This is a genomic window from Muriicola soli (assembly GCF_004139715.1).
Lineage (GTDB): Bacteria > Bacteroidota > Bacteroidia > Flavobacteriales > Flavobacteriaceae > Muriicola > Muriicola soli.
On record NZ_CP035544.1, the window covers coordinates 731,645 to 744,279 of the forward strand.

Annotated in this window: 10 protein-coding genes; 3 read left to right on the top strand and 7 right to left on the bottom strand. The window is 38.9% G+C overall.

Annotated features, from left to right (window positions below; genetic code table 11):
• Nucleotides 1-9: 9 nt before the first annotated feature.
• The 4 genes from EQY75_RS03285 to EQY75_RS03295 are packed head-to-tail and all read right to left on the bottom strand — an operon-like array spanning nt 10 to nt 2,826.
• A complete protein-coding gene (locus tag EQY75_RS03285; protein ID WP_342774037.1) occupies nt 10-1,056 on the bottom strand; it encodes an NAD(P)(+) transhydrogenase (Re/Si-specific) subunit beta in 1,047 nt (348 codons plus the stop codon).
• Nucleotides 1,041-1,415 (bottom strand): NAD(P)(+) transhydrogenase (Re/Si-specific) subunit beta, encoded by a 375-nt coding sequence (locus EQY75_RS14400; RefSeq protein WP_342774038.1) that lies wholly within the window; start codon nt 1,413-1,415, stop codon nt 1,041-1,043. Before EQY75_RS14400 ends, EQY75_RS03285 begins: the two co-directional genes overlap by 16 nt.
• Nucleotides 1,416-1,727, bottom strand: coding sequence for an NAD(P) transhydrogenase subunit alpha part 2 (locus tag EQY75_RS03290; protein ID WP_129602850.1), 312 nt, complete (start codon nt 1,725-1,727; stop codon nt 1,416-1,418).
• Nucleotides 1,728-1,749: 22 nt separating this feature from the next.
• Nucleotides 1,750-2,826: an NAD(P) transhydrogenase subunit alpha gene (locus EQY75_RS03295; RefSeq protein ID WP_129602852.1), complete on the bottom strand. Its 1,077-nt coding sequence runs from the start codon at nt 2,824-2,826 to the stop codon at nt 1,750-1,752.
• Between the two features lie 169 nt (nt 2,827-2,995).
• Between EQY75_RS03295 and EQY75_RS03300 the strand changes: the two genes are divergently transcribed.
• Nucleotides 2,996-4,261, top strand: coding sequence for an NAD(P)/FAD-dependent oxidoreductase (locus EQY75_RS03300; RefSeq protein WP_129602854.1), 1,266 nt, complete (start codon nt 2,996-2,998; stop codon nt 4,259-4,261).
• 186 nt (nt 4,262-4,447) lie between these two features.
• Here EQY75_RS03300 and galK read toward each other — a convergent pair whose 3' ends face one another.
• The gene (gene galK, locus EQY75_RS03305; protein WP_129602856.1) at nt 4,448-5,467 is read right to left on the bottom strand and encodes a galactokinase; all 1,020 of its coding nucleotides are present in this window, start codon (nt 5,465-5,467) and stop codon (nt 4,448-4,450) included.
• Nucleotides 5,468-5,737: 270 nt separating this feature from the next.
• Here galK and EQY75_RS03310 point away from each other — a divergent pair, with 270 nt between their 5' ends.
• Both EQY75_RS03310 and EQY75_RS03315 read left to right on the top strand, forming a co-directional pair.
• On the top strand, nt 5,738-6,298 hold the full coding sequence (locus EQY75_RS03310; RefSeq protein ID WP_129602858.1) for a hypothetical protein: 561 nt from the start codon (nt 5,738-5,740) through the stop codon (nt 6,296-6,298).
• Nucleotides 6,299-6,505: 207 nt separating this feature from the next.
• Nucleotides 6,506-7,000 carry an outer membrane beta-barrel protein gene (locus tag EQY75_RS03315; protein ID WP_129602860.1) on the top strand — a complete coding sequence of 165 codons (495 nt, stop codon included), beginning with the start codon at nt 6,506-6,508 and terminating at the stop codon, nt 6,998-7,000.
• A gap of 694 nt (nt 7,001-7,694) precedes the next feature.
• Here EQY75_RS03315 and EQY75_RS03320 read toward each other — a convergent pair.
• Entirely contained in the window at nt 7,695-10,736 is a 3,042-nt protein-coding gene (locus tag EQY75_RS03320; protein WP_129602862.1) for a restriction endonuclease, read from the bottom strand.
• Between the two features lie 5 nt (nt 10,737-10,741).
• Nucleotides 10,742-12,631: a site-specific DNA-methyltransferase gene (locus EQY75_RS03325; RefSeq protein ID WP_129602864.1), complete on the bottom strand. Its 1,890-nt coding sequence runs from the start codon at nt 12,629-12,631 to the stop codon at nt 10,742-10,744.
• Nucleotides 12,632-12,635: the final 4 nt, after the last annotated feature.

Consider the following 12,635-nt stretch of genomic DNA (forward strand, 5'->3'; position numbering starts at 1 on the left):
GAACCGGCCTTAACTTTCTAACGTCTTTAATTCGTCATTTAGCTCTTCCAGGCTGCTCTTGGCATCCCCAAATAGCATTTTTGTCTTATGGTGGAAAAAAAGCTGATTTTGGATGCCGGCATAACCGGGGCTCATACTTCTTTTCATCACCACAACATTTTTTGCATCCCAGACATTGATGACGGGCATTCCATAGACGGGACTTGCGGGATCATCATAGGCGGCAGGGTTCACCACGTCATTTGCTCCTATGACAATGACCATATCGGTGTTTGCCATAGCCTCATTTGCGTCCTCCATGTCGAGTAATTTAGGGTAAGGAACATCGGCCTCCGCAAGCAGTACATTCATGTGCCCGGGCATTCGTCCTGCTACGGGATGTATGGCGTAGTTTACATCTACTCCATTGGCCGACAACAAGTTGTCCATTCTTTTCACAACCTTTTGCGCCTGCGCAACAGCCAGGCCGTATCCAGGGACTACCAATACCGTATTGGAATAGTATAATTGAACAGCGAGATCAGAACAGCTGATCTCTTTGGCCAATTGCGCTTCTCCTTCCTCCTTTTTTCCTTTGTGGTTATCACCAAATCCACCAATCAAAACATTGAAAAGGGAGCGATTCATCGCTTTGCACATCACTATAGTCAGGATGATTCCGGCCGATCCTACCAGAATTCCTCCAACCAACATGATATTATTGTCGTAGATCAGACCGGCAGCCGCTGCCGACAAACCGGTAAAGGCGTTCAGTAGTGAAATGACCACAGGCATATCGGCCCCACCGATTGGGGCCACAAAAGAGAAACCATACAAGAGGGCGATCAATAATATCGATACGATCCAGATCAAAGCGGGTTGACTGCCCATTGAGATAACGTACACGGTAAGTACTAACAGTACCGCAAGAAGAACAGCATTGATAATATTGTGTCTTGGAAGGGTTACTTTACTGTCGTCAATCAGGCCTTGAAGTTTTCCATAGGCCAGCATACTTCCAGTAAAAGCGACAGCTCCGATCAGTAAGGTGAGGAAAAGGATCAGAAGTTGTGCCATTGAGATTTCAATTCTGCCCCTGCTGCTTGCACCAATTCGGTAAAGGCAAGTACAACGGCACAAGCTCCTCCCAAACCATTGAATACAGATACCATTTGCGGCATAGCTGTCATTTCGATCTTGATTGCACTTACATATCCTATGATGCCCCCAATAGTCATGGCGCCAAAGATCCAGATGTAGTTGTTAGCCGCTCCGCTGATCGGTAGAAAGAGGGTAGCAAGGATTGCGATAACCATCCCGACAGTGGCCAACAGGTTACCTTTTCTCGCGGTATCTGGGGTGCTCATTTGGCGTAGTCCGATGACAAAAGCGGTAGCCCCAAGCAGATAAGAGAGATTTACAGCGGTTATGAGCATTTATTTCTTCTTTTTATTGAACATCTTGAGCATTCTGTTGGTAACCGCAAACCCCCCAACTACATTAATAGTACCCAGAATTACCCCCAGTGCACCGAGGCAGAGGGCAAGGTAGTCTGTTGGCTCGGCATTTCGGATGAGAAGGATGGCACCGATAATGACAACCCCGCTAATGGCATTAGCACCGGACATGAGCGGAGTATGGAGGATGGTGGGGACATTAGAAATTAATTCAAAGCCCAGGATTACAGTGAAAATCAGCAAGTATATCAATAAGAGGTTATTGTCTAAAAAGAGTAATATATTTTCCATAGGCAGAGAAATTGAAATGGTCTTAGCTTTTAGTCAAAATGGTATTATCTATGATTTCATTATTGAGGTCCAGATGCAAATTCCCCTCTTTTATTATCAATTTCAGGTAATTTGCTACATTATTACTGTAAAAAAAACTGGCGTCTTTTGGCATATCCGAAGCGAGGTTTGAATTCCCAATAATCTTAACGCCTTTCCGAATAACGGTTTTATCCATCTCGCTGAGTTCACAATTTCCGCCGGAAGAAGCTGCTAAATCTACTACGATGGTTCCGGGTTTCATCTTGTCAACTGTTTCCTTTGTAAGAAGTATTGGTGCTTTTTTACCAAGGATCTGAGCAGTCGTAATGACTACGTCTGATGATGCTGCCCTCTTTTGTACTTCCTGTTGCTGCCTTTCGATAAATTCAGGAGTTTGTTCAACAGCATAGCCCCCTGCGTCTCGTTTGTCAATAGCTCCGGGCACTTCTACAAATTTTGCCCCCAGACTTTCAACCTCCTCTTTTGCGGCTGCTCTAACGTCGAATGCCTCCACTATAGCACCTAGCCTTCGGGCAGTTGCAATGGCCTGTAAACCTGCGACCCCTGCACCCAGGACCAGCACCTTACAGGGTTTTATGCTACCAGCAGCCGTGATCATCATGGGAAAGAACCCGGGTGATTCCATAGCGGCCAGGAGAACAGCCCTGTATCCGGCTATGGATGCCATTGATGATAAGATATCCATGGTCTGAGCAATAGTGGTCCTCGGAATCATATCCAGGCTTGCGGCCTGTAATTCCAATTCCTTCATCTGTTCAATTAATGCGGCGTTGTTGAAGGGTGAAAAGATCGCCACCAACATAGCTCCTTTTTTAATGAGTTTGAGTTCTTGCTCAGGGATGGGATTAATGGTTACAAGGATATCGGCCTGTTTTAAAACTGATAACCTATCACTGACCTTAGCGTATTTCTCGTATTTCTTATCCGGATAGCTCGCAAGGACACCCGCACCTTTTTCGATCTGGAATTCTATATCTTTTTCGTTAAATTTCTTGAGTGTTTTGGGAACTATAGCAACTCTGTTATCGGCTGTTTCCTTTAGAATTCCTATGATCATTGTATGAGGTAACTTGATAGTCCTCTCAATGTAATTATAATATTGGAAATAGAAAAATGGAAGGCGGATACCAATAGATCAATTTTCAAAGGAAATGGGGCAGCCGGATTGATTTATTTTCCGTAAAATAGAATCAGAATGCTATAAGAAGAAAAGAAAAAGGCAAACAATGAAAAAGAATTCAAATGTAGTAATCATAGGGGCCGGTTTTGGTGGAATAGAGCTCGCCAAAGCTTTGAGAAATAAAATGATCAATGTGCTCCTTGTCGATAAACACAACTATCACAATTTTCAGCCTCTTATGTATCAGGTAGCCACCGGAGGGCTCGAACCCGGGAGCATTGCGTATCCTGTGAGACGTATTTTCAGGAATAACAAGAATATCACCTTCAGAATGGCTGAGGTATTGGAAGTGATGCCGAAAGAAAAAATTCTAAAAACAAGTATCGGAACTATTGCTTATGACTATCTGGTTATCGCCACGGGCAGTCAGAATAACTATTTTAATTTCGAAACTAAAAAAGATCAATTACTTACTTTAAAGTCAATTCCTGAAGCCCTTAATCTCAGGAGTTTTATTTTTCAAAACCTGGAGAAAGCCCTGGCTAATGTAAATGATGAACCCCTTGAAGAAATCATGAATATCGCAATTGTTGGAGGAGGACCTGCGGGAATTGAGTTAGCTGGCGCCCTAGCCGAAATGAAACGCTATGTTCTGCCTAAGGATTTTCCAGATCTCGATCTAAGCATGATGAGTATAAATCTGTACGAAGCTGCCCCGGCACTTCTCTCCTCGATGTCTGAGGAAGCCTCCGAGAAGAGCCTTGAATACTTACATCAGCTGGGTATCAATGTTTTCCTTAATTCAAGGGTTCAGGATTACGACGGATCCTTGATTACTTTGGCAGACAAGAGCAATTTTAGGACAGATACGGTCATCTGGACAGCAGGGGTTAAAGGAGCACCCATTGCAGGAATCCCGGAAGAGGCCATCGTTGGTGGAAACAGAATCGCAGTAAATGAATACAATCAGGCGGCCGGAACCAAAAATATTTATGCTATTGGAGATGTTGCTTCCCATATTACCCCTGAAAGCCCTGACGGACTGCCTATGTTAGCACCGGTTGCCCAGCAACACGGAAAAGCTCTGGCTAAAAATATACTTCGATTAGAGGCTGGGAAGCAAATGAAAGCCTTTACTTACTTAGACAAAGGGGTTATGGCGACTATTGGGCGGCGAAAGGCAGTGGTGGATTTGAAAATCTGGAAATTCCAGGGAACATTTGCCTGGTTGGTATGGATGTTTGTACATATTATGTCACTGGTCGGTTTCCGAAACAAGGTAGTTGCTTTTGTCGACTGGATGGTGAATTACTTCACCTATGACAGACCACTGGGGTTGATAATAAGACCCTACAAAAGAAAAGAGAGTTGACCAGTATTTACTCTCTTAATATTTCTTTCTTCCTCTTTCTAACTGATTAGCAATCTTCCTTCGAGATAAGCCTACATCCCATACTAAGCCTTACTTTAAAAGAGGACAGACGTGTTTCAAATCGTTTCTGGTAAAATTCGGTTGCACTTTCTAAAAATAAATGGCAGGCGTCCTTTTTTACAAGATTTAAGGTACAACCTCCGAATCCGCCCCCATCATTCTGGCTCCCAAAACACAAGGTTGTTCTCTGCTGAGATCGATGAGAAAATTGAGTTTATCACAACTCACCTCGTAAAGGTGTTGTAATCCCATGTGAGATTCATACATCAGTTTGCCCAATGATGCGTAGTCCATTTCTTTTATCGCTTCCACCGCTAACAGAACACGTTTATTTTCCTGAAGTACATATAGAGCCTTCTGAAAATCATTTTTAGGGATTACTTCCTGATTCTTATGCAGGAGGTCGATACTTACCTCCCGGAGTGAGTTGACTCCTAATTGCTCTGCGACAGATTCACAGCTTAACCGCCTCTGATTATAGGCACTCTCTGCAAGACTGTGTTTTACACCTGTATCTAATAGTAACCATTCGAATTCGTTATCCTTTAAAGGGATGAGCTCTGAATTCAAAGACTGGCAATCGAGAAATATTGCATGATTGTCTCTCCCAAACATACTTACATATTGATCCATAATACCACATTGTACTCCAACATAGCTCTGTTCAGCCAAATGTGATATTTGAACCATTTCCATAGGTGAAAGGCCAAGTTCAAAGAGGGTGTTTAGTCCAAAAATAAATGCATTTTCAAGAGCAGCAGAAGAGGAGAGTCCCGCACCTGCCGGGATATTCCCGCTAAAAAGAAGGTTGAAGGGTTCAATTTTTTTACCTGCTTTACGGAGTTCCTCCAGAATACCCAGGAAGTAAGTCTGCCAACCTTGGTGGACTTCGGGATGATCTTGAAATAACTGGAAGGTGTAGCTCTCATCCAAATCACTGGCCACCAGCGTACACTGTTCATCTATACTTCGTTGAAGGGCCAGTGAAATCCCCATGTCGATAGCAGCGGGCAATACATAGCCCAAATTATAGTCGGTGTGCTCCCCTATAATATTGATTCGGCCCGGAGCCCAAACCACAAAGGGTTGCGACTTAAATTGTCCCGTAAAGGCAGCGCGAACTGATTTTGACAGATTTTGATTCATCGAAATACTTCTCTCTATCTCAAAATTGAGGAAAAACTACGAGATCGGAGATAACAGACCTGATCCCTTTTTAAATAAGCTTGGTTGCATATCGATAGAACACTCTCAGTATTTCGTAGGCAAAAGCAACTTACATAATCTATATTAACATATATTAACATTTTTAATAGACAATAGGGGTAAAATAGCACAGATATCGGAAAATATCCTTGTTTTTATGCTGCGAATGATATCGCAACTTTGTACTGTTAATTTTTAATATTGACTATTATGAAAACAATCACATATTATCCAACAATGTTTCACACGAATCCCTTTGCCCATAACTGGACAGATATTTACTCTCATATGGAAAACAATGCAAAAGATGTTCTTTTGCAGAACCAAATGGTTGCTGAAAAGGGGATTTCAGAGATGATCTTAAATGTTCGCAGCTTTGCTGCCATAGATGAGAAAGGAAATGAGCACCTGATCAAGGAATTTGCCAAGGGAAACCTTGTAGACCTCAAGGGTACACATTCCGGACTTTTTATCAAGACGAATAGCGCTCCAAAACTTAAACCTGGAACTTATAATACTTTTAGGTTCTATCTGAGGGATACAGCCAACACTTTTGTCTATAAGGACCGAAGCGAGGAGGTTGTTGCCGGACTTGAGTATATTGATTTTGATATTGACAATGGCTTAAAAGTGGATGGGAAAAATAAAAAGCCCGTTATTATGAGGTTCGATTTTGAGCCCTATACCTTTCTGAGCTTTTTTAAACCCATAACAGATGTATTCAAAAGGCAGAAAAGGTCGGTTGGAAAACTGGTCAGTAATTTGTCATAATCAAATACGATAAAAACAGATTCAAAGGCACCCAGGCAGGTGCCTTTTTTTTCTTCAAAACCATGGTTATCACGGAATACTCTTTGTGTATAAGTTAGTTGGCAACAACTTTTTTGAATTACGCCATAGATAGAGCGTGTTTTACAACTTTAAAATGGTATATTAAAAAGTGGGGTATACATTTGGCCCTCACTTAAATTTAAACTCATGAAAAAAGTATTATTTACAGCATTTTTATTTGTGGCCGGCTTGAGTCTTCAGGCTCAGGAGGGGCCAAGTATTGGCATTAATGCCGGTATTCCAACCGGCGACGCTAGTGATTTCTCAGGTTTTAGCCTTGGAATCGACTTTACCTACTTGTGGTCCGTATCAGATAAGTTTGATGCAGGGGCGGCTGTGGGATTTTCCAATGCCTTCGGGAAAGAAATTGAAACAGGTCTGGGATCTATAGAAATTGATGACATTCAGTTTCTTCCGGTAGCTGCGGCTGGTCGTGTTCATTTAACAGAGGATTTCAGTGCAGGTGTTGATCTTGGCTATGCTGTTGGCATAAATGATGGAAATGACGGTGGCTTTTATTACCGTCCCATGGTAGGGTATTCCCTTAATGAAAAACTCGGGCTTAGTCTTTCCTACACAGGAATCAGCCTAGATGGAGGAGATTGGAATACCATTAATCTTGGATTAATGATGGCTTTATAATCAATACAATACAATTCAATGAAAAAGCGAAGGGAAACCCTTCGCTTTTTTTATGCAGTCTTAAACGATTTAACTTGTACTACATCAAACACTCCTGACTGTCCGCCGTATTAGACTTCGAAAGTTGGCCGGCAGGCTGTTTCACTGCCACCAACACTCCCGTAGTATCTCGAACTGGAGAATCCTTTTCACATATTTTGGTATTTGGAATTTGGAATTTAAAGATAGGCTGTGGTCAACTCGCTTTGCTCCTTGGACCCAGCGATCCTGAGATTGAGAATCCTTTTCACACTTTTTGGAATTTGGAATTTGTATTTTGGGATTTAAGGAGCGGCTGTGGTAGACTCGTTTCACTCGTCTGACCCAGCGATCCCGAGCTGAAGAGTATTTTCATCACTTTTTGGAATTTGGATTTTGTATTTTGGGATTTAAGGAGCGGCTGTGGTCAACTCGCTTTGCTCCTTGGACCCAGCGATCCCGAGCTGCAAATCAAAAAAGGGGATGCTGTCGCATCCTGAATTCAGGCGCTCCTAAAAACAAAAAGCGAACTATTTGTTTTAGCTCGCTTTGAATTTGGTAATCTTTTTTGATTTTCTGGTGACCTGGCTGGGGCTCGAACCCAGGGAAACTAACTATTTCTTATCCAGCTATTTGACAACCTGTCAACTTCGTTGGCATCCGAATTGTATGCCTTTTAAAATAATTTATTTAGTTCATTGTCCTCCTTTTTAATATACCAACTGTCCTCATCTCCCTTTATTACATCATAATCAATACCAAGTGCACCAAAATGCCTTTTGGCAACTTTCACTTTATTTATTTCATGAACAAATCTTAAGTTTTCAATTTCTGCAGTTCCTTTTGTTTCTCTGATGAGTTGAACTTTTATTCCAGAAAGATCTTTTCTAATGATTCCCCAATCAGGATTATAGTTTCCAATAATTTTAGGGAAGTCAATTTTGTATTTTGATGGGAACTTAAAAAAGAATTGTACATTGTTATCTAGCTCCAATTTACTACTCACAAAAACTTCTTCAATATCCGAATCTTTTTGCGTGCGATTGTATAAACCATGATTTTCAGTTTCAACTATCTCAGTTTGTACGTAATCTATTTTTTCTGGGAAGAGTTCTTCTAAGTCATCTTCTTTCATGTCCTTTGATAACTCAAACTCAATGTTCTCAGCTACATGAATGGCAAGTGCATTTTTGGTAATTTCTATCAACTTGTTTGTAAACCCTTCTGGATTTCTAAATAATTTGGGTTGCTCATCAAATGGAACAGCTTTAAGAATTTTGAAACAGGTTTCCTTTGTTAGGGAAGTCGCCTGTTCAAGTTTGTTAACAACATTGAAAATTGGGAATTTAGAAAGGCCTGATTTGGAATCTTTTGATTTAACGTCCCTATTGTCACTAACTGTATAGGTTTCGGGTTTAAATTTTGAAACTTTAAACCCATTTTTAAATTCAATATCTGGATTAGACTTTTTTGACTCAATTGAGTTTACCTTAAACCCTCTCAATTTGGGTTCTTTTAAAAGCTTTTCTAGATCATCATTTTCAGAAATTAATAATCCTCCATCAAATAAATCACCTCCCAAATTAATTCGGTTTCCTTTAGTATCTTCTTTAATAACACTTACAATAGCAGTATTGTTTTCTTCAAAAGATTTGATTCTGAAGGTGAACGTAGTAATTACAAAGTTACCTTTACTGATGACTACCTTTGGAACGGGAAAAGTATTGTTCTTTTTGTCTTTAAATTTTTCTTTGATTTCAGCTAATAACTTATCTGAATTTACATTTATCGTATAATTTGATTTCAGCGTTAGTTTTTTCCAAAAATCTCGAAACTCTTCACTTGTATAGAACTTATCTTGTCTCTTAGCGGGGGCTCTCTTTGGCTTTGGCTTTGGCGGAGCTTCTCCTTCTTGTTCTAAGTATTCCTGCTGTAGCGTGTTTGCAAAGGACTCGTAGCTTTCATTCGCTATGACTGTAAGAATATTTACCTGGTCATCATTTAGTCTTTCAAGTTTTTGATTAACTGCCAACCTTAAACCCCTTCCTATCTCTTGCCTTTTTTTGTCTTTAGAGAGCGTTTGATTAAGGGTGCAAATCTGAAATACATTTGGATTATCCCAACCCTCTTTTAACGCGGAATGAGCAAAGATGAAGCAAACATCATTGTCAAAGGAAAGTAATTCTTCCTTTTTCTTCATGATGAGCTCAAACTGCTTCTTTTCAGCTTTTCGTTGCTTTTCATTTGTTGCTTCATCATCTAGATAAATAGTTTCCTCTTGACCCCCCTTTGGCTTATTTCTGTAGCTAGCAAAATATGACGCTTGTACATCTTCTGGGGTTTTATCTTTAAATCTTTCAAGCTGGTCTTTTAGCTTACCAAACTCTTCATTAAAGATTTTCTTTATTATTCCTGGTTGTACACCATCTCCAACATAGTTCTTCACCTTATCAATAAAAAACAATGATAAAACTTTTGCTCCATGCCTTTCTACCTTCTTTTGGTGAGCAATATGCTGTGCAAGAGTTTCTTTTATTTGATATCTGAAAACATCTGGTTTTGATATTCCGTCTCCACCATAAGCAGTCAATACTGTCCCTTCCTCAAATTCAACAAATTCTTCTCCCTTAGAGGAGCCAATATTGTGAATTTTCATTCCTTTATGCTCTTCAAGATGGGTTTTATCAAAAAGATTATCTCCAGTTTTAAGAATGACTTCTTCAATCTTCTGTATTCCTTTTTTACTAGTATAGGTTACTAAAGTAACTTTGGCATTCCTACCTGTTCCAGACACTTTTTTGAGCGAAATAGGCACTTTACCTCCTAATTCTCTTTGCTCTACACCAACCACTTGAATCCTCTTCACCAAGTTTCTCCTAAATGCTTCAACAGGTGTTAGTCTATATACTAAATTTGGAGTTTCTCTATGTGTTGCGGAATACCTTAAAGAGAATAGTGGTTTTAATGTGCGCAATGCATCTTTGGATTTCTGTGAACCCATGTTTTGAGGCTCATCCAAAATAACAATAGGTCTTGTTTGTTGAATGTACTCAAAAGGCAATAATTCTCCTGGTAATTTATCAGTGGGTTTGTAAAGGTTGTTTGAAACAGAATTAAAAGCCGCCAACGTAATAAGGAGGATTTCAATGTTTTTTGCCGTAGCAAAAGTTTTTACTTCTTGTATTCTACTAGAATCATAAGCTCTAAGGGCACAAAAATCGTTGCCGTAGATGGTCTTGAAATGATCTCTAGTGATTTCCCAACTCTTTTTTACTCCTTGATAGATGGCAATTGATGGCACAACAATTACAAACTTATTGAAGCCATACTTTTGATTGAGCTCATGAATGGTTCTTAGATATACATAGGTCTTACCAGTGCCTGTTTCCATTTCTACTGAGAAGCTTGGGTACTCATAAATATCATTGCTCACTCCTTCTAACATTTGACCTCTTTCTTTTTCTAAGGAGTGACTTACACCAATTTTCATAGTTGGCGTGTCCCTTGCATCCATCTGCATGTCAAATTCCTCTTGAACAAATTGTAAATTTTCAAGAAGGAAATCATCATCTAAATCTTCATTTTCTGGAAGATTTGGCGCTATCTCACTACCTAAAGTGAATTGAGTATGGTATTCTCCAATACCATCAAATAAATCAACTACATTTTTAATGGCCTTTAATTGAAACTCTTGGTTGGGATTGAATTTGAATTTCATAGGACTTAAATGGTAAATAGTTTACATTGATTGTCTAATTCTTGCTTTAAGGCATCATTGCCTTCAAAGGCTTTATCTAGGCAAACAAAGTGGTCTGTTTCCAGTAATTGTAACTTACTAAAATCAGTGTCTTTAAAACTGTAAAGCATGGTGGCATATAGCGTATAAGGCACCCACTCATGAGTGATTTTAAAAATACCACTCATCACTTCCTCTTGGTTGGCTGTTAAAGGGAATCCTTCTTGCAAAATTACTTCTGTAATAAAATCTTGGGTAGTTACGCCGTCTTGCAATGGGTTTTTATAGGCTAACTCTAAGCTGTTGAATAAATCTGGTAAAGCACCATCTTGATCTGGCATAAACTCTTGCCACTTATAAATAGTAGAAGTGCTCTGTTTAAAGACTTTAAAGCCTTGTTTATATTTATACTCTTCTATACTAAGTTTTAATCTGTCTTTGGATATTTCAGATATGGTCTTATACCCTTTTTTATAAGCTGTATGTTTTTCGTCTATTAGTACTGGTAATTGAACTAATATAAATTTTGTGCGTTTTCCAGATACATTATTAAATTCAAAGACACTTTGCCCTGTTGTACCTGAACCACTAAAAAAATCTAGAACATAATCATCAGCACCAGAAATCGCCTGATATAAGCAATTAAGAATTAATCCTATAGGTTTAGGGTTTTCAAATGCTTTGCTTTTAAATAATTTTTTATATTCTAAAGTACCGTTCTCAGTTGAAAATTCTGGGCCAAGCCAAAAAGATTTTGGTTTTACACTTTTAAAATTACCTTCTTTATCAGTTAAAAAGTCTTTTTGAAAAATATCATATTCTTCTCTTGTTGAGATAAATTTTGCTTCAAGTTCATCTATTCTATCTTTAACAGTGCTTTTACCCCATCTCCATCTCCCTAATGATCCGTCAGACAACTTAGGTAATATTTCAATAAATTCTTCTGTTTCCTTATTTAAGGAAATTATATTTTCTTCTACATTAAAATAGATAGGAAAAAACATATTTGGTCTATCTTCTTTTCTTGCTCCATCACCTCTTTTTCTTAATCCAATGTGTCTGTATTTTCTATCCCCATCTACCAATTTGTATTCTTTAATGTATTCCTCAGGTATTGGCACACCATTAGTTACAAAATTCCCCTTTTGGTAAAAAAGTAAAAATTCATTGGCTGTTGCAATGTACTTATCATCACTTCTTCCTTTGAAATTATTAATCACATTTATGATTGCAATGAAGTTTTCTTCACCAAAAATCTCATCACATAACTTTTTCAGGTTATCAAATTCATTATGGTCAATTGAAATAAAAATCACCCCATCATCTTTAAGCAAATCTTTAGCTAGTCTTAATCTAGGGTAAATAAATGTTAGCCAATTGGCATGATATTTTCCAGAAGATTTAGGGTTAGAAACTAAAAGACCTTCATCAGATTTTTCTCCTGTTTTTCTTAAAAAATCTTCTGTACTATCCGCAAAAGAGTCATTATAAATAAAGTCATTGCCAGTATTGTAAGGAGGATCTATATAGATCATTTTTATTTTACCCATATAAGATTTTCTCAAAATCTTAAGTACCTCCAAGTTCTCTCCCTCAATAAAAATATTCTCTGTAGCATCTTCATTCACCCCTTCTCCTGGACAAGGCTTTAAAGTACCTGTTGGAGCTTTAGCTGCGATTCTTCTAGCATCCTGTTTACCCACCCAATTAAGGCCAAAGTGTTCCTTTACTGAGCTATCTGTGCTGTACTCCCCAATAAGTTCTTTTAGCGTGTTTAAATTGAAAACTCCATCTTCAAAAGCTTCTGGGAAAAGTTGCTTTAATTCATTTAATCTATCGTCAGTAAATGTATATTGGGGTGTAAATTCTTCAGCCATATTT